An 18947-nucleotide genomic window follows, 5' to 3' on the forward strand; every position below is an offset into this window, starting at 1 on the left:
TAGGAAAACGGTCGTGCTAGGGCTCTTCACTAAGAAAGCGAATACGCTGCTGGGGATCGATATCAGCTCGACTTCGGTCAAGCTCCTCGAACTGAGTCGCTCGGGAAGCCGCTACAAGGTAGAGGCTTATTCAGTCGAGCCGCTTCCACCTAACGCAGTGGTAGAGAAGAACATCGCCGAGCTGGAGGGGGTCGGTCAGGCGCTTTCTCGCGTGTTGGCCAAGGCCAAGACCGGCGTCAAGACGGCCGCGGTTGCTGTGGCGGGTTCGGCTGTCATCACCAAGACCATCGAAATGGAAGCGGGTCTTTCCGAGGACGACTTGGAAAACCAGCTGAAGATCGAGGCCGATCAATACATTCCTTACCCGCTGGAAGAAGTCGCCATCGATTTCGAAGTGCAGGGGCCGGCGCCGCGTAACCCCGAACGGGTAGAGGTGCTGCTGGCTGCATGCCGCAAGGAGAACGTCGAGGTCCGCGAGGCAGCCCTTGCGCTCGCTGGGCTTACCGCGAAAGTGGTCGATGTCGAGGCGTATGCCCTCGAACGCGCTTACGGCCTGCTGGAGGCGCAGCTGGGTGGTGGTCACGATGAGTTGACCGTCGCGGTGGTGGATATTGGCGCGACGATGACCACGCTCAGTGTTCTGCACAATGGCCGCACCATCTACACCCGCGAGCAGCTTTTCGGCGGCAAGCAACTGACCGAGGAAATCCAGCGCCGCTACGGCCTGTCGGTCGAGGAAGCTGGGCTTGCCAAGAAGCAAGGTGGTCTTCCAGATGACTACGACAGTGAGGTTTTGCAACCGTTCAAAGAAGCTGTCGTTCAGCAGGTTTCGCGCTCGCTGCAGTTCTTCTTCGCCGCCGGGCAATTCAATGATGTCGACTACATCCTCCTGGCCGGCGGCACCGCGTCCATTCCTGATCTCGATCGGTTGATCCAGCAGAAGATCGGTACGCAGACGCTAGTGGCCAATCCCTTTGCCGATATGGCGCTGAGCAGCAAGGTCAACGCCGGTGCGCTGGCCAGCGATGCGCCGGCACTGATGATTGCCTGTGGTCTGGCGATGAGGAGTTTCGACTGATGGCGCGGATTAACCTACTTCCCTGGCGTGAACAGCTGCGCGAGGAGCGCAAGCAGCGGTTTCTGGTAAGCCTTGTCGGTGTCCTCGTTGTAGCTGCTGGTTTGGTGTTTCTGGGTGATCAATTTCTCAGTGCGGCAATCAGTAACCAGAATGCGCGAAATGACTTCATCAAGAAGGAGATCGCAGTTCTCGATGCGCGTATCAAGGAAATCAGTGAGTTGAGAACGCGTCGCCAGCAATTGTTGGAACGCATGAAGATTATTCAAGACTTGCAGGGTAACCGGCCAATTATTGGTCGTGTGTTCGACCAGTTGGTGAGAACGCTGCCGGACGGTGTGTATTTCACCAATGTGAAAATGACGGGTAAGAGCATTGCCATTATTGGTGCGGCTGAATCGAATAATCGCGTCTCGAATCTGATGCGTAACTTGGATGCTTCTGAGTGGTTAACCGCTCCCAATCTGACCGAAGTCAAAGCTGTTACAGCGGGGGCTTTGGATCAGGCGAATGTGTTTCAGCTGACTGTACAGCAGACACAGCCTGATCAAGAAAAAGCGGAGGCGGTGCAATGAGTATTAAAGATTCCTTGGACAGCCTGCGCAGCATTGATATCAATGACCTTGATTTGAACAATGTTGGGTCGTGGCCTGGTGCGGTTAAATTCATTGCCGGCCTGCTGCTGCTTATTATCGTTCTGGCGTTGGGCTACAACTTTCACCTCAAGGATCTGCAAAGTATGCTCGAGCAGCGTCAGCGAGAAGAGGTGACGCTAAAGGAGCAGTTCTCCAGCAAAGCTTTTCAGGCGGCGAACCTTGAGGCCTACAAAGAACAGATGCAGGAGATGGAGGTGTCCTTTGGCGCTCTTCTGCGTCAGTTGCCAAGCGATACCGAGGTTCCCGGGTTGCTGGAGGATATTACCCGTACCGGCTTGGGTAGTGGCTTGGAGTTCGAAGAGATCAAGCTGTTGCCGGAAGTGGCTCAGCAGTTCTATATCGAATTGCCGATTCAGATCAAAGTCACCGGTGGTTATCACGACCTTGCGACTTTCGTAAGCGGCGTTGCCAGTCTGCCGCGTATCGTCACACTGCATGATTTCCAGTTGGCGCCAGCCAGTGCTGAAAGCTCCAGTCGCCTGAATATGCAAATTATGGCCAAGACCTATCGCTACAATGATAAGGGGGCTCAATAATGAGTTTCTCTCGTTTGGTTCTGGTGGCGGGGTTTTCTCTTCTGACCGGGTGCGGCGTCGGTGGTGATTTTTCCGATTTGCGTATCTATATGGATGAAGTGCGCGCAAAGCCTAAAGGCGCTATCGAGCCGCTGCCGACTTTTCAGCCGTATGAAAGTTTCACCTATCGTGCTGCGTCTTTGCGCAGTCCTTTTCAGCCCCCGGTCAAAATCGATGTCGTCACTCGGCAAAAAGGGGCGCCAGAGATCAAGCCGGATGAAAGCCGTGTCAAGCAATTCCTCGAAGGGTTCAACATCGAAACGTTCGAGATGGTTGGCACGCTGAGAAATGATCGCCAGTTGTTCGCTCTGGTTAGCGGTGCGGGTGGTGTTCATCGTGTAAAAGTAGGCGACTTTCTTGGGCGTAACCACGGCAAGATTCTCGTGATCGATGACTCCAAGATCGATGTTATGGAAATTGTTCCAGATGGCGAAGGTGGCTGGCTTGAGCGACCACGCAGCCTTTCCTTGAAGGAGCGCTCCTGACGGGGCGGGGTGAGAAATGAATATAAATAATCTGTCTGCCACACGGGATACGAAAATGAACAGCTCTCTTTCGCGTCTTAGCGTCGCTCTGCTGGCGGCGCTGCTGTCGCCCGCGGTATTGGCGGCCAATCTTCAGGATTTGAATGTCGCCAGTTTGCCTGGTGATCGAGTTGAGCTGAAGCTCTCCTTCGATGAGCCGGTAACGGCTCCTCGCGGCTATACCATCGAGCAACCCGCGCGAATCGCTCTGGACCTGCCGGGAGTGTCGAACAAGCTCGGTTCCAAGAATCGTGAACTGGGTGTCGGTAATGCGCGTAGCGTTACCATTGTCGAGGCCAAGGACCGTACCCGTCTGATTGTCAATCTCACCAGTCTGGCGCCATACAGCACTCGAGTTGAGGGTAATGATCTGTATGTCTTGGTTGGAGATTCTTCTGCCGTCGCATCGCGGCCCTCAGCCTCGGTGCCTGCTTCGGTAGCGGCGGTTCCGCCCAAGAAAACTTACGGTCCTCAACCGAAAACAATCAGTAATATCGACTTTCAGCGTGGGGAGCAGGGTGAGGGTAATGTCGTCATTACCCTTTCCGATGCATCGATCAGTCCTGATATCCAAGAGCAGGGTGGGAAGATTCGTCTGGACTTCGCCAAGACTGAGCTGCCTGAATCCCTGCGTGTACGTCTGGACGTGAAAGATTTCGCGACGCCCGTGCAGTTCGTTAGTGCCACGGGTAGCGCAGACAGAACCAGTATCGTGATTGAACCGGTCGGGTTATACGATTACCTGGCTTACCAGACCGAGAACAGGCTGACGTTGAGTGTCAAACCTCTCACTCAGGATGACGTAGAACGCCGCAAGGCTGAGCGCTTTGCTTATACCGGGGAGAAATTGTCGCTCAACTTTCAGGATATCGACGTGCGTTCGGTGCTGCAGCTGATTGCGGACTTCACCGATCTGAACCTGGTTGCAAGCGATACTGTCGCCGGCAATATCACTCTGCGTTTGCAGAACGTGCCATGGGATCAGGCGTTGGACCTGGTGCTGAAGACCAAGGGGCTGGATAAGCGCCAGGTTGGTAATGTATTGCTCGTTGCTCCGGCAGATGAGATCGCCGCTCGTGAGCGTCAGGAGTTGGAGTCGCAAAAGCAAATTGCTGAGCTGGCTCCGCTGCGTCGTGAGCTGATTCAGGTGAACTACGCCAAGGCTGCTGATATGGCGAAGCTGTTTCAGTCGGTCACCAGTGCTGATGGTGCATCATCCGATGCCCGTGGTTCTGTAACGGTTGATGATCGCACTAACAGCATTATTGCTTACCAGACGCAGGATCGCCTGGATGAGTTGCGGCGTATCATTGCCCAGCTCGACATTCCTGTGCGTCAGGTAATGATCGAGGCGCGTATCGTCGAGGCCAACGTGGACTACGACAAGGCCTTGGGTGTGCGTTGGGGAGGGGCAACTCGTCGCGGAAACTGGAGCGTTTACGGCAAGGACGGTGCAACTTCCTTCGATAATGAAAGCGGGCAGGTCTATTTGCCGGGCACCGATACGGTAGGCAACGTTTCGCTGCAGGATGGTGTGGCTCCTGTGCCATTCGTCGACATGGGGGTTTTGGGCAGTACTTCAGGTATAGGCATCGGCTTCCTTACCGACAATGTGACACTGGATCTACAGCTGTCGGCCATGGAGAAGACCGGTAATGGCGAGATTGTCTCCCAGCCCAAGGTTGTTACTTCGGACAAGGAGACAGCGAAAATCTTGAAGGGGCAGGAAGTGCCCTATCAGGAAGCCAGCTCTAGTGGCGCGACCAGTACATCCTTCAAGGAGGCGGCTCTCTCCCTAGAGGTTACTCCTCAGATTACTCCGGATAATCGCATCATCATGGAAGTGAAAGTAACCAAGGATGCGCCAGACTTCGCCCGGGCCCTGAACGGGGTGCCGCCGATCAACAAGAACGAAGTCAATGCCAAGGTACTGGTCAATGATGGCGAGACCATTGTGATCGGTGGGGTGTTCTCCAACACCCAGACCAAGGGTGTAGAGAAAGTCCCATTCCTTGGTGACCTGCCATTCTTGGGCCGAGTGTTCCGTCGTGACATCGTCAGCGACAACAAGGCCGAGTTGCTGGTTTTCATCACTCCGCGCATCATGAACAACCAAGCCATTGCTGTGAATCGATGACCTAAGTGCGGAATGTAATCCTCGTTGGCCCGATGGGAGCTGGAAAAAGCACCATCGGGCGTTTGCTTGCTAAAGAACTGCGCGTGCCTTTCAAAGACTCCGACAAGGAGATCGAGCAGCGTACCGGTGCTGATATTCCCTGGATCTTCGATGTCGAGGGTGAGCAGGGCTTTCGTGAGCGGGAGCAGGCAGTAATTGCCGAACTGTCGCAGCAAGATGGCCTGGTGCTGGCTACTGGCGGTGGGGCGGTGATGCGTCCAGAGAATCGTCAGGCTCTGCATGCGGGAGGGCGAGTCGTGTATTTGCACACCTCCGTGGAGCAGCAGATTGATCGCACCTCGCGTGATCGCAATCGGCCGTTGTTGCGCACGGCCAATCCGGCGCAAGTGCTCAGGGATCTGATGGCCGCGCGTGATCCTCTCTACCGCGAGGTTGCCGATATCATCATCGAGACCGACGAGCGTCCGCCGCGCATGGTGGTGCAGGAAATTCTCTCGCGTCTGGAAGCCTTGTCGCCCCGTTAAAGCGCGGGGCGAACTGCGCTATCCTAGTGGCCTTTTTATTCTGGGGGCCTCATGCAGACTCTTCACGTTGAACTTGGCGAGCGCAGTTATCCCATCTATATCGGCGCGGGTCTCCTGGCAGATCCTGAGTTGCTCACGTGCCATATCGGCGGACGGCAGGTGGCGGTGGTCACCAATGAGACCGTAGCGCCTTTGTATCTCGAAACGCTGATGCGATCTCTTGAGGGTTTCAAAGTCGCCTCGATCGTGCTGCCGGATGGCGAGGTGTTCAAGAACTGGGAAACGCTACAGCTGATTTTCGATGGCCTGCTGACGGCCAGGCATGATCGGCGCACGACAATTATCGCTCTGGGTGGCGGCGTCATCGGCGACATGGCGGGCTTTGCTGCTGCCTGTTACCAGCGAGGTGTGGATTTCATCCAGGTGCCGACGACGTTGTTGTCTCAGGTGGATTCCTCGGTGGGAGGCAAGACGGGGATCAATCATCCGCTGGGCAAGAACATGGTCGGCGCGTTCTATCAGCCTAAGGCGGTGTTGATTGATACGGCCAGCCTGCGCACCCTGCCGGAGCGCGAGCTTTCCGCTGGGTTGGCCGAGGTCATCAAGTATGGCCTGATCTGCGATGAGCCCTTCCTGGTATGGCTGGAGCAGAATATACCGGCCTTGCGTGCGCTTGATCAGCAGGCGCTTACCTACGCTATCGAGCAATCCTGTGCGGCCAAGGCGCGTGTCGTCGCTGCGGACGAGCGTGAGTCGGGAGTGCGCGCCACTCTCAATCTCGGTCACACCTTTGGGCATGCTATCGAGACCGAGCAGGGCTACGGCGTGTGGTTGCATGGCGAAGCGGTCGCCGCAGGCACGGTGATGGCGCTGGAAATGTCCTATCGCCTGGGCTGGCTGTCGGCGGCGGATCGAGACCGAGGCATACGCCTGTTGCAGGCTGCCGGGCTGCCGGTGGTGCCGCCGCAGGATATGACGCCTGCGCAGTTCCTCGAGCATATGGCAGTGGACAAGAAGGTGCTCGATGGTCAGCTGCGTCTCGTGTTGCTCAGGCGATTGGGTGAGGCTGTAGTGACCGCCGACTACCCGCGTGAAATTCTAGACGCCACGCTGCGTAGCGATTACGCAGCGCTGGCTCAGTCGTCCAACTCTTGAAGAGTGATCCATGACCAGTTTGCATGCTGACGAAGCTTTCCTGGCGCATTACCAGTTCAGTCACGACCCCTTTGCGCCACGAGTACCTGGTTTCAAGTTCTTCCCGGCGCAGCGCAAGCCGGTGCTTGGGCAATTGCATCATCTTGCGCGTTACAGTCAGCTGTTGCTGGCTGTGGTCGGCCCTGAGGGAAGTGGCAAGACCTTGCTGCGTCAGGCGCTGGTTGCCAGTACCAACAAGCAGGCCGTGCAGAGCATTGTCGTTGCACAGGGGGCGACCACGGCTGACGCGCTGCTGCGTCAAGTGGCTCAGGGGTTGGCAATCGCTCAGGCCGACGTGCGCTCGGTATTGGCGCAGGTTGCACAACTGGCGCTGACCGGGCAGGAGGTTTATCTACTCGTCGATGATGCCGATCAGTTGGATGACGCTGCCTTGAAATGCGTTCTGGAGCTTGCTGCTGGCAATGCCGAGGGACGCCCGCACATCTTTCTGTTTGCCGAGCAGGAACTGTTGGCGCGCTTGGAGGTGCTGGCAGGCGGCGCGGAGTGTTATCACGCGATCGAGCTTCAGCCGTACGCCGAAGAAGAGACGCGAGACTATCTGGCGCAGCGGCTCGATGGGGCCGGTCAGAGTATCGATCTGTTGAGCGAAGAGCAGATCGAGGACATCCATCTCCGTTCTCAGGGTTGGCCTGGGGCAATCAATCACGAGGCGCGTGAACTGCTGGTTGAGCAGATGCTCGCGCAGCGCTCGGCCGGGCGTGGTGTGGGCGGTGGTTTTGCTCTGCCGAAGAAGCATCTGTTGGCGCTGGCCGTAGTGTTGGTGGGTGTTGCCGCTGCCTGGTTCATGCAGGGGCGCGAGTCTGCTCCGCTGGCGCCGGTGGCTAGCAACACGTCGCTACCTTTGCAGTCCTCCACGCTGCCTGTAGAAGCTGAAGAGCCAGCGCAAGCGCCTGCTGCGGAAAGTCGCGCGCCAGCCATTGAATTTGCAGGCGCCAGTCAGCCGCTGCCATTGCCGCTTGTGGGAGAGTCGCAAGCCGTTATTCGCCAGCCGTTGGCTGAGGCGGCGGGTGAAGAACTGGATAACTTTGAGCCGCCAGCGTCGCCTGAGCCCTCGACAGTTACTCCGCCTTCGACTCCAATCACTGCTGCACCTGCACCTGCACCTGCACCTGCACCTGCACCTGCACCTGCACCTGCACCTGCACCTGCACCTGCACCGAAGACGCCCGAGTCAGTTGCGGTAAAACCACCGGTCTCGGCGCCGGCGCCGGCTCCGTCCCCAGCCCCTGCCAAGCCAGCGGTATCGAGCGCGGCAAGTGGCAACTGGTATGCGCAACAGCCTGCCTCGCGGTTCGCTCTGCAGGTCGCAGGGTCGCGCTCTGAGGCCAATATCCAGGCGCTGGTTCGTGAAGGTGGTAGTGAATATCGCTACTTCAAGAAGATCCACCAGGGCCAGCCGTTGTACGTGCTGACCTATGGTAGTTTCGCCAGTCGCGATGCAGCGCAGGCTGCGGTGAAGTCCCTGCCTGCCAAGCTTCAGGCGGGCAAGCCTTGGCCGCGAACGCTGGGTAGTATCCAGCAGGAAATGAGCCGCTAGTCGCCTCCCTGGCGCTTCCCTCGACTGCCTTGAGGTTTAGCGCTTTGTCGAGTGTCATGTCGGGCGATTCGGCATGGCATTCGCAATGATTCGGTTCCTTATATTCAGGCGACATTCCTGTGCATAGGGATGCGATGGCGCGCCCTGTTTTGGTGCGCCAGGTGCGCCTTAAAATGCATAATGCTCAAAAATGGTGCGCCAATAGCACTTGGTTGCAATCTTATCCTTCGTTTTGGCGGCATTAGCTTTCAAGAAAGCGACATAAAAATTGTGAGGCTCAGGGTGGCTATGTACAATGCCCTCCCCCTTTTGCCCGCGAAAGGCTGGCCCGTGTCCGCTGCTCAGGGGCCAAGTGATTGAATTAGAAAGTAAATTGCCTGACACAAAGGCAGCCTGGTGAGAGTTTCCCCTATGAAAGCAGGTTTGTACCGTCCTGATGAGTTCAAGGATAACTGCGGCTTCGGCTTGATCGCCCATATGCAAGGTGAGGCTAGCCATCACCTGCTCAAGACCGCTATTGAGGCCCTCACCTGCATGACTCACCGCGGCGGTATCAACGCCGACGGCAAGACCGGTGATGGCTGTGGCCTGCTGATCCAGAAGCCCGACCAATTCCTGCGTGCGGTGGCCCAGGAGCAGTTCGGCGTCGAATTGCCCGGGCAATATGCCGTGGGCATGGTGTTCTTCAATCAGGATTCGGCCAAGGCCGAAGCTGCGCGCGAGAACATGAACCGCGAAATCCTCGCGGCTGGCCTGCAACTGGTAGGCTGGCGCAAGGTGCCGATCGACACCAGCGTGCTGGGCAGGCTGGCGCTGGAGCGACTGCCGCAGATCGAGCAGGTGTTCATCGGTGGTGATGGCCTCTCCGACCAGGAGTTCGCCATCAAGCTGTTCAGCGCCCGTCGTCGTTCCTCGGTGGCCAATGCCGACGACAGCGATCATTACATCTGCAGCTTCTCGCACAAGACCATCATCTACAAAGGCCTGATGATGCCGGCGGACCTGCAGCAGTTCTACCCGGATCTGGGTGACGAGCGCCTGCAGACCGCCATCGCGGTTTTCCACCAGCGTTTCTCCACCAACACCCTGCCGAAGTGGCCATTGGCGCAGCCTTTCCGCTATCTCGCGCACAACGGCGAGATCAACACCATCACCGGCAACCGCAACTGGGCGCAGGCCCGTCGCACCAAGTTCGCTAACGAGCTGATCCCCGATCTCGACGAGCTGGGCCCGCTGGTCAACCGCGTCGGCTCCGACTCCTCGAGCATGGACAACATGCTCGAGCTGATGGTCACCGGTGGCATCGACCTGTTCCGTGGCCTGCGCATGATCATTCCGCCGGCCTGGCAGAACGTCGAGACCATGGACGCCGACCTGCGTGCGTTCTACGAATACAACTCCATGCACATGGAACCCTGGGATGGCCCGGCCGGCGTGGTACTGACCGATGGTCGCCATGCCGTGTGCCTGCTCGACCGTAACGGTCTGCGCCCGGCGCGCTGGGTCACCACCAAGAACGGCTACATCACCCTCGCTTCGGAAATCGGCGTGTGGGATTACCAGCCCGAGGACGTCATCGCCAAGGGCCGTGTCGGCCCGGGGCAGATCCTCGCCGTCGACACCGAGACCGGCCAGGTGCTGGATACCGAGTCCATCGACAGCCGCCTGAAGTCGCGTCATCCCTACAAGCTCTGGCTGCGCAAGCATGCTCAGCGCATCAAGGCGACGCTGGAAGACCGCGACCACGGTTCGGCCTTCTACGACCCGGATCAGCTCAAGCAGTACATGAAGATGTTCCAGGTCACCTTCGAAGAGCGTGACCAGGTACTGCGTCCGCTCGGTGAGCAGGGCCAGGAAGCCGTCGGCTCCATGGGTGACGACACACCGATGGCCGTGCTCAGCCAGCGCGTGCGTTCGCCCTACGATTACTTCCGTCAGCAGTTCGCGCAGGTCACCAACCCGCCGATCGACCCGCTGCGCGAAGCGATCGTCATGTCCCTGGAGATCTGCCTGGGCGCCGAGCGCAACATCTTCAGCGAGTCGCCGGAGCACGCTACTCGCGTGATCCTCAGCAGCCCAGTGATCTCGCCGGCCAAATGGCGCGCGCTGATGAACCTGGATCGTCCGGGCTTCGACCGTCATGTCATCGACATGAACTATGACGAGTCGCTGGGTCTGGAAGCTGCCGTGCGCAACATGGCCGACCAGGCCGAGGAAGCCGTGCGTGCCGGCAAGGTGCTGCTGGTACTGACCGACCGTCACATCGCTCCTGGCAAGCTGCCGGCGCATGCTGCGCTGGTCACTGGTGCCGTGCATCACCGCCTGACCGAGAAAGGTCTGCGCTGCGACTGCAACATCCTGGTGGAAACCGCCACTGCGCGTGACCCGCACCACTATGCCGTGCTGCTGGGCTTCGGTGCCTCGGCCGTGTATCCGTTCCTGGCCTACGAGGTGCTGGGCGACCTGATCCGCACCGGCGAAGTGCTGGGCGATCTGTACGAAGTATTCAAGTACTACCGCAAGGGCATCTCCAAGGGCCTGCTGAAGATCCTGTCGAAGATGGGTATCTCCACGGTCGCGTCCTATCGCGGTGCGCAACTGTTCGAGGCGGTCGGCCTGGCCGACGAGGTCACCGAGCTGTGCTTCCGTGGCGTGGCCAGCCGCATCCAGGGTGCGCGTTTCGTCGACATCGAAAGCGAGCAGAAGCTGCTGTCCCAGGAGGCCTGGAACAACCGCAAGTCAATCCAGCAGGGCGGCCTGCTCAAGTTCGTCTACGGCGGCGAATACCACGCCTACAACCCGGACGTGGTGCGCACGCTGCAGGAAGCCGTGCAGCAGGGCAACTACGCCAAGTACAAGGAATACTCGACGCTGGTCGACACCCGTCCGGTGTCGATGATCCGCGACCTGCTCAAGGTCAAGGAGTCCGCCACGCCGATTTCCCTGGCCGAAGTCGAGCCGCTGCAGTCGATCTTCAAGCGTTTCGACGCCGCCGGTATCTCCCTCGGCGCGCTGTCGCCGGAGGCGCACGAGGCGTTGGCCGAGGCGATGAACCGCCTGGGTGGCCGTTCCAACTCCGGCGAGGGCGGCGAAGACCCGGCTCGCTACGGCACCATCAAGAGCTCGAAGATCAAGCAGGTGGCCACCGGCCGCTTTGGCGTGACCCCGGAATACCTGGTCAACGCCGAAGTGCTGCAGATCAAGGTGGCCCAGGGCGCCAAGCCCGGCGAGGGCGGCCAGCTGCCGGGCGGCAAGGTCAACGGCCTGATCGCCAAGCTGCGCTATGCAGTGCCGGGCGTGACCCTGATCTCGCCGCCGCCGCACCACGACATCTACTCGATCGAAGACCTGGCGCAGCTGATCTATGACCTCAAACAGGTCAACCCGAAGGCGCTGGTGTCGGTCAAGCTGGTGGCAGAAGCCGGTGTAGGTACCATCGCTGCCGGTGTGGCCAAGGCCTATGCCGACCTGATCACCATTTCCGGTTACGACGGCGGTACCGGCGCATCGCCGCTGACCTCCATTCGTTACGCCGGCGCGCCGTGGGAGCTTGGCCTGGCCGAAACCCACCAGACCCTGCGCGGCAACGACCTGCGCGGCAAGGTGCGGGTGCAGACCGACGGCGGTCTGAAAACCGGCCTGGACGTGATCAAGGCCGCCATCCTCGGCGCCGAGAGCTTCGGCTTCGGCACCGCACCGATGGTGGCCCTGGGCTGCAAATACCTGCGCATCTGCCACCTGAACAACTGCGCCACCGGCGTGGCCACGCAGAACGACAAGCTGCGCAAGGATCACTTCATCGGCACCGTCGAGATGGTGATGAACTTCTTCACCTACGTCGCCGAGGAAACCCGCGAGTGGCTGGCCAAGCTGGGCGTGCGTAGCCTGGAAGAGCTGATCGGGCGTACCGACCTGCTCGAAGTGCTGCCGGGCGAAACCGCCAAGCAGGGCAACCTGGATCTGTCGCCGTTGCTGGCCAGCGCACACATCCCAGCGGACAAACCGCAGTTCTGCCAGGTGCCGAAGAACCCGCCGTTCGACGAAGGCCTGCTGGCCGAGAAGATGGTGGAAATGGCCAAGGACGCCATCGCCGGCAAGACCGGTGGTGAGTACGAGCTGAACATCGGCAACTGCGACCGTTCCATCGGTGCGCGCATTTCCGGTGAGATCGCCCGCGTGCATGGCAACCAGGGCATGAATGACGCGCCGATCACCTTCCGCTTCAAGGGCACTGCCGGGCAGAGCTTTGGCGTATGGAACGCCGGTGGTCTGCACCTGCGCCTTGAAGGCGACGCCAACGACTACGTCGGCAAGGGCATGACTGCGGGCAAGATCGTCATCACCCCGCCCGCTGGCAGCCCGTTCGCCACCGAGGACAGCGCCATCATCGGCAACACCTGCCTGTACGGCGCCACGGGCGGCAAGCTGTTCGCCACCGGCACTGCAGGTGAGCGTTTCGCCGTGCGCAACTCCGGCGCCCACGCCGTGGTGGAAGGCACTGGCGACCACTGCTGCGAGTACATGACCGGCGGTTTCGTCTGCGTGCTGGGCAAGACCGGCTACAACTTCGGCTCGGGCATGACCGGCGGCTTCGCCTACGTGCTTGATCTGGACAACGGCTTCTACGACCGCGTCAACCATGAGTTGGTGGAAATCCAGCGCATCAACAACGAAGCGATGGAGGCCTACCGCAGCCACCTGGAAAGCGTGCTCGCCGAGTACGTCGAGGAGACCGGTAGCGAGTGGGGGCAGAACCTGCTGGAAAACCTGGACGATTACCTGCGCAAGTTCTGGCTGGTGAAACCGAAAGCGGCCAGTCTGAAGTCGCTGCTGTCCAGCACCCGTGCCAACCCGCAATAAGAATGCGCCTGAAGTGGTTTGATGAGGTAATGCAATGACTGAACGTCTGAATAACGACTTCCAGTTCATCGAAGTCGGGCGCAAAGACCCGAAGAAGAAACTGCTGCGTCAGCGCAAGAAGGAGTTCGTCGAGATCTACGACAACTTCAAGCCGGCGCAAGCTGCAGACCAGGCGCATCGCTGCCTGGGCTGCGGCAACCCGTATTGCGAGTGGAAGTGCCCGGTGCACAACTTCATTCCGAACTGGCTCAAGCTGGTCTCGGAAGGCAACATCCTGGCCGCCGCCGAGCTCTCGCACCAGACCAACACCCTGCCGGAAGTCTGCGGCCGCGTGTGCCCGCAGGATCGTCTCTGCGAAGGTGCCTGCACCCTCAATGACGGCTTCGGCGCGGTGACCATCGGCTCGGTGGAGAAGTACATCACCGACACCGCCTTCGCCATGGGCTGGCGCCCTGACATGTCCAAGGTCAAACCGACCGGCAAGCGTGTCGCGGTGATCGGCGCAGGCCCGGCCGGCCTGGGCTGTGCCGATGTGCTGGTGCGCAACGGCGTGACCCCGGTGGTGTTCGACAAGAACCCGGAAATCGGCGGTCTGCTGACCTTCGGCATTCCCGAGTTCAAGCTGGAAAAGACCGTGCTCAGCCGCCGCCGTGAAGTGTTCACCGGCATGGGCATCGAATTCCGCCTGAATACCGAGATCGGCAAGGACATCGGCATGGATGAATTGCTCGCCGAATTCGATGCCGTATTTATGGGCATGGGCACCTACACCTACATGAAGGGCGGCTTCCCGGGTGAAGACCTGCCGGGCGTCTATGACGCGCTGGACTTCCTCATCGCCAACGTCAATCGCAACCTCGGTTTCGAGAAGGCGCCGGAAGACTTCATCGACATGAAGGGCAAGCGCGTCGTGGTACTGGGCGGTGGCGACACCGCGATGGACTGCAACCGCACCTCGATCCGTCAGGGCGCCAAGGCCGTGACCTGCGCTTACCGCCGTGACGAAGAGAACATGCCGGGCTCGCGCAAGGAAGTGAAGAACGCCAAGGAAGAGGGCGTGAAGTTCCTCTTCAACCGCCAGCCCATAGCCATCGTCGGTGAAGACAAGGTGGAAGGCATCAAGGTGGTCGAGACCCGTCTCGGTGAGCCCGATGCCCGTGGCCGTCGCAGCCCCGAGCCGATCCCGGGTTCCGAGGAGATTATCCCGGCCGAAGCCGTGCTGATCGCCTTCGGCTTCCGCCCGAGCCCGGCGCCCTGGTTCGAGCAGTTCGAAATCCAGACCGACAGCCAAGGCCGCGTCGTGGCGCCCGAGCAGTCGCAGTTCAAGCACCAGACCAGCAACCCGAAGATCTTCGCCGGTGGCGACATGGTGCGTGGTTCCGACCTGGTGGTGACGGCGATCTTCGAAGGCCGCAACGCCGCCGAAGGCATCCTCGACTACCTCGGCGTTTGACTCGTCTCGTACCTGGGCGGCTGCGACCTACGTGGTCTGTAGTCGCGCGGGTCGATGGCGAAACTCTCCAGGCGTGAGCGCAGGGTCGTTGGCTTCAGCTCCAGCAACCGCGCCGCGCCGTCCTTCCCCGATATCCTGCCCGCACAGGCCTTCAGTGCTGCGATCAGGTTTTCGCGCATCTGCCGGCGTTGCTCGCCCTGAGTGAAAATCCTCATTTCCTGTTCCACCTGTGGCTGTGACGGCGTGTCGTTGCCGTTGTCGTTGGGCAAGTCCAAACGCAGCCGGGTGCCGGGCGAAATGATCACCGCGCGCTCGATCAGATTCTCCAGCTCACGAATGTTGCCCGGCCAGGAATAGGCCTGCAGGCGTTGGATGTCGGCCAGGCGCAGGCTGGGCTCAGGGCGGTTGAGCTGGCGACAGGCGCGGCTGAGAAAGTGCTGGGCCAGCGGCGGAATGTCTTCCGGGCGCTGGCGCAGTGGCGCCGACTCGATGGGGAAGACGTTGAGGCGAAAGTACAGGTCTTCACGGAAGCGGCCGGCACGCACTTCCTGGCGCAGGTCGCGGTTGGTGGCGGCGATCACGCGCACGTCGACCTGGCGGGTACGGTTGTCGCCGACCCGCTCCAGTTGCTGTTCCTGCAGCACGCGCAGCAGCTTGCTCTGTAGCTCCAGAGGGATTTCCCCTACCTCGTCGAGAAACAGCGTGCCGCCATCGGCCAATTCGAAGCGCCCGACGCGGTCATTCAGCGCGCCGGTGAAGGCGCCGCGGATATGGCCGAAGAACTCGCTCTCGAACAGTTCACGGGGTACCGCTGCGCAATTCACCCGGATCAGTGGGCGGCGGCTGCGTCCGCTGTTGTCGTGAATGGCGCGGGCGATTAGTTCCTTGCCGGTGCCTGACTCGCCGGTGATCAGCACGTTGGCACCGGTGGGGGCGACCAGTTCGATCTGGCGGATCACCTGCTGCATGGCAGCGCTGCGTCCGACCAGGTCGTGCTGGGCGTACTCGCCACGAATTTCCTCCTGCAGGTAGGCATTCTCCAGCTCCAGGCGTTGCTTGAGCTGCTGCACTTCGCTCAGTGCCTGGCGCAGCCGGCGCTCGGTCTCCAGGCGCTCGCTGATGTCACGAAACACCACCACGGCGCCGACCAGTTCGCCGTCGTCACGCAGCGGCGTGCTGGTGTAATCCACCGGGATCGGTTTGCCGTCCTTGTTCCAGAACACCTCGTCGGCCACCTGATGCACCTCGCCGTCGTTGAAGGCGGCGTAGATCGGGCAGGTATGGCCGTCGTAGGTGCTGCCGTCGGGATGGTGGTGGTGAATCAGGTCGTGAATGTTGTGGCCGATCAGGTCGTCGGCGCGCCAGCCGAGAATGCGCTCGGCCGCCGGGTTGACGAAGGTGGTCTCGCCATTACGGTTGACCCCGTAGATGCCCTCGCCAGCGGCGCCGAGGATCAGCTGATTCTGCCGCTCGAACTGGCGGAAGATGCGTTCCACGCCCTGCCATTCGAGCAGTCCCTGACGTTGATAGCGCTCGGCTTCAGCGAGCCCGCGCAGGGCGTCGAGGCGGCGACGCTGTTGGATCAGCAGGCCGAGCAGGGTAGTGCCGTCACGCGTCAGCCGGCTGCCCTCGATTTCCACCTCCAGGCGTTCGCCATCGTGATGCAGCAATCCGAGGCCGTCACGCCAGGCATTGCCGCGCACCTGCACCTCTTCGGTGAAGGTGACCAGTGCCCCAAGGTCATGCGCCCAGAGACGGCTGGCGCGCAGTGCGAGCAGTTCATCCAGCGGCCAGCCGAGTAGAGCGCAGCAGGCTGGATTGGCATGCAGGATGCGGTCGTGGGTGGCATCGATGACCAGGCTGGCGCTCTGCATGTGTTGCATCAGCAATTGGCTGGCGGCAGTTGGATCGGGCATTTCGAGCCTCGCTGGATTGACCTGTCAGGTCGTTATCCAAAGTGCGTGCCAGTTGACGAGATATCGTTTTTTAATCTGACGAATTCTCGCGAATAACGATATTTCGTATTTATTTTATTGCTTTAAAGTCTTTATTTTTCAATTACTTAATTTGTTTTTTGAGCTGGTACAGCTCCTGCAATAGCTGATATGAACCGGTCAGTAATGGCCCAGCCCAGTCAGCGCCCGCCTCACCAATCTGGGGCAGGCCATCGCAGGAGTGATCACGATGAGCGTCAACAGCCTGGACGATCCATTCAGCCCCGACAGCGAGCTTTCCCATGCCGCCGGGTGTGCTTGCCAGCGTTGCACGCCGAGTGCCGCTGCGCTGCCCGATAGCAGCGAAGCCATGCTTGATCGCGCCGTGGAGAACGCCATCGTGCGCGGCGTGTTCGGCCATAACGATTTCTCCCGGCGCAGTTTCATGGGGATGATCGGGGGCGGTGTCGCGGCGGCGATTCTGGGCAGCCTGATCCCGTTGGATGCGGTCAAGGCGGCGGTCAAGGACAGCCTTGGCCCGTTGGAGAAGACCAAGCTGAAGATCGGCTTCGTGCCCATCACCTGCGCCACGCCGATCATCATGGCCGAGCCGATGGGCTTCTACGCCAAATACGGGCTGGACGTGGAAACGGTGAAGACCGCCGGCTGGGCGGTGGCGCGCGACAAGTCGCTGGCCGGCGAATACGACGCCTCGCACATGCTCTCGCCGATGCCGCTGGCCATCAGCCTGGGGCTGGGGTCGACGCAGACGCCCTTCGTCATGCCGGCGCTGGAAAACGTCAACGGCCAGGCCATCGTGCTTGGCATGCAGCATCAGGATAAACGCGATCCGAAACTGTGGAAGGGCATGCGCTTCGGTGTGCCGTTCGAATACTCGATGCACAACTTCCTGCTGCGCTACTACGTTGCCGAGCATGGCCTGGATCCGGATCGCGATATCCAGATCCGTGTGGTGCCACCACCGGAGATGGTCGCCAACCTGCGCGCCGGCAACCTCGATGGTTTCCTCTCGCCGGACCCGTTCAACCAGCGCGCGGTGTGGGAGAAGGTCGGCTTCATCCACCTGCTGACCAAGGAACTGTGGCCGGGCCATCCGTGCTGCGCCTTCGCCTGCAGCCAGCGCTTCGCCAGTGAAAACCCCAATACCTATGGCGCGCTGCTGCATGCGCTGATCGATGCCACGCAGTATTCCTCCAAGGCCGAGAACCGCAAGGCGGTGGCCGAGGCTATCTCCACCCGCAACTACCTCAACCAGCCGGTGCCGGTGGTGCAGCAGGTGCTCAGTGGGCGCTATGCCGATGGCCTGGGCAACATTCATGACGAGCCGCAGCGCATCGACTTCGATCCGTTCCCCTGGCAGTCGATGGCCGTGTGGATCCTCACCCAGATGAAGCGCTGGGGCTATCTGCAAGGGGATGTCGACTACCGCAACATCGCCGAGCGGGTCTTCCTCGCGGCTGACGCCGGCAAGGTGATGAAAGAGCTCGGCCTGCCGGTGCCAGCCGACGCCTACAAATCGTTCAGCGTGATGGGCAAACCCTTCGACCCGGCCGATCCGGACGGTTACCTGGCCAGCTTCGCCATGCGGAGGTCGTGATGAAAGCGTCCATTTCCCTGCGCGCGGCGATTCTTTCCGTTGTGCTGCTGGTTCTGCTGCTGGTGGTCTGGGAGGTGCTCTGCCGCGTGCCCGCCAGCGCCGCAGTCAGTGCCGATGACGAATACGCCATGCTCATGGGCGAGGCCGAGCAGGAAGCACGGGTACCGCCACCTTCGGTAGTGCTGGCGCATGCCTATGCCGAGCTGAGCCAGCCGTTCTATGACAACGGGCCGAACGACAAGGGCATCGGCATCCAGCTCGCGCATTCGTTGTACCGGGTACTGACCGGCTACCTGCTGGCGGCGTTGGTGGCGATTCCCGTTGGTTTCGTCATCGGCATGTCGCCGCTGATGTACCGCGCGCTCAACCCCTTTATCCAGATCCTGCGGCCGATCTCGCCGCTGGCCTGGATGCCGTTGGCGCTGTTCGTGATCAAGGATTCGCAGACCTCGGCGATCTTCGTGATCTTCATCTGCTCGGTATGGCCGATGCTGCTCAACACCGCCTTCGGCGTCGCTGGCGTGCGCCGCGACTGGATCAACGTTGCCCGCACCCATGAACTGAGCCCGCTGCGCACGGCGTTCAGCGTGATCCTGCCTGCGGCCATGCCGACCATCCTCACCGGTATGCGCATCTCGGTGGGCATCGCCTGGCTGGTGATCGTGGCCGCCGAGATGCTCGTCGGTGGCACCGGTATTGGTTACTACGTGTGGAACGAGTGGAACAACCTCAACCTGGCCAGCGTGATCTTCTCGATTCTGATGATCGGCGTGGTCGGCATGCTGCTCGACCTTCTGCTGGGCAGCGTCGCCCGTCTCGTCAGCTATCAGGAGTGATGT

General features: G+C 60.4%; 13 protein-coding genes. 12 read left to right on the forward strand and 1 reads right to left on the reverse strand.

All coding sequences use genetic code 11. The features are described 5' to 3' along the window. Window positions 1-13 precede the first annotated feature (13 nt). The 10 genes from BLT86_RS21950 (at window position 14) to BLT86_RS21995 (ending at window position 14556) form a co-directional block, all read left to right on the forward strand. A complete protein-coding gene (locus BLT86_RS21950; RefSeq protein ID WP_075745086.1) occupies window positions 14-1078 on the forward strand; it encodes a pilus assembly protein PilM in 1065 nt (354 codons plus the stop codon). Further along, complete coding sequence (gene pilN, locus BLT86_RS21955; protein WP_092379594.1) at window positions 1078-1650, forward strand: type 4a pilus biogenesis protein PilN; 573 nt, start codon at window positions 1078-1080, stop codon at window positions 1648-1650. Before BLT86_RS21950 ends, pilN begins: the two co-directional genes overlap by 1 nt. Further along, window positions 1647-2267 carry a type 4a pilus biogenesis protein PilO gene (gene pilO, locus BLT86_RS21960; RefSeq protein ID WP_092379598.1) on the forward strand — a complete coding sequence of 207 codons (621 nt, stop codon included), beginning with the start codon at window positions 1647-1649 and terminating at the stop codon, window positions 2265-2267. Before pilN ends, pilO begins: the two co-directional genes overlap by 4 nt. Further along, the gene (gene pilP, locus BLT86_RS21965) at window positions 2267-2791 is read left to right on the forward strand and encodes a type 4a pilus biogenesis lipoprotein PilP (protein WP_092379604.1); all 525 of its coding nucleotides are present in this window, start codon (window positions 2267-2269) and stop codon (window positions 2789-2791) included. The genes pilO and pilP overlap by 1 nt, the downstream gene beginning before the upstream one ends. 55 nt (window positions 2792-2846) lie before the next feature. Next, a complete protein-coding gene (pilQ, locus tag BLT86_RS21970) occupies window positions 2847-4967 on the forward strand; it encodes a type IV pilus secretin PilQ (protein WP_092379606.1) in 2121 nt (706 codons plus the stop codon). 5 nt (window positions 4968-4972) lie between these two features. Next, the gene (gene aroK / locus BLT86_RS21975; protein ID WP_003459032.1) at window positions 4973-5491 is read left to right on the forward strand and encodes a shikimate kinase AroK; all 519 of its coding nucleotides are present in this window, start codon (window positions 4973-4975) and stop codon (window positions 5489-5491) included. 51 nt (window positions 5492-5542) lie between these two features. Beyond that, window positions 5543-6646, forward strand: coding sequence for a 3-dehydroquinate synthase (gene aroB / locus BLT86_RS21980; RefSeq protein WP_003459035.1), 1104 nt, complete (start codon window positions 5543-5545; stop codon window positions 6644-6646). 10 nt (window positions 6647-6656) lie between these two features. Then, a complete protein-coding gene (locus tag BLT86_RS21985; protein ID WP_092379609.1) occupies window positions 6657-8243 on the forward strand; it encodes an SPOR domain-containing protein in 1587 nt (528 codons plus the stop codon). A 411-nt stretch (window positions 8244-8654) separates the two neighbouring features. Continuing rightward, window positions 8655-13103, forward strand: coding sequence for a glutamate synthase large subunit (gene gltB, locus BLT86_RS21990; protein WP_092379613.1), 4449 nt, complete (start codon window positions 8655-8657; stop codon window positions 13101-13103). 34 nt (window positions 13104-13137) lie between these two features. Further along, window positions 13138-14556, forward strand: coding sequence for an FAD-dependent oxidoreductase (locus BLT86_RS21995; protein WP_003459041.1), 1419 nt, complete (start codon window positions 13138-13140; stop codon window positions 14554-14556). On the opposite strand, the gene BLT86_RS22000 is transcribed toward BLT86_RS21995, so the two are convergent. Beyond that, window positions 14541-16472: a sigma 54-interacting transcriptional regulator gene (locus BLT86_RS22000; protein ID WP_092379616.1), complete on the reverse strand. Its 1932-nt coding sequence runs from the start codon at window positions 16470-16472 to the stop codon at window positions 14541-14543. The genes BLT86_RS21995 and BLT86_RS22000 overlap by 16 nt on opposite strands. Window positions 16473-16740: 268 nt before the next feature. On the opposite strand from BLT86_RS22000, the gene BLT86_RS22005 reads away from it, so the two are divergent. Both BLT86_RS22005 and ntrB read left to right on the forward strand, forming a co-directional pair. Beyond that, window positions 16741-18108 carry a CmpA/NrtA family ABC transporter substrate-binding protein gene (locus BLT86_RS22005; protein ID WP_092379622.1) on the forward strand — a complete coding sequence of 456 codons (1368 nt, stop codon included), beginning with the start codon at window positions 16741-16743 and terminating at the stop codon, window positions 18106-18108. After that, window positions 18108-18944, forward strand: a complete 837-nt coding sequence (gene ntrB / locus BLT86_RS22010) for a nitrate ABC transporter permease (RefSeq protein ID WP_092379626.1) — start codon at window positions 18108-18110, stop codon at window positions 18942-18944. Before BLT86_RS22005 ends, ntrB begins: the two co-directional genes overlap by 1 nt. Window positions 18945-18947 lie beyond the last annotated feature (3 nt).

This window comes from Pseudomonas sihuiensis (assembly GCF_900106015.1).
Taxonomy (GTDB): Bacteria; Pseudomonadota; Gammaproteobacteria; order Pseudomonadales; family Pseudomonadaceae; genus Aquipseudomonas; species Aquipseudomonas sihuiensis.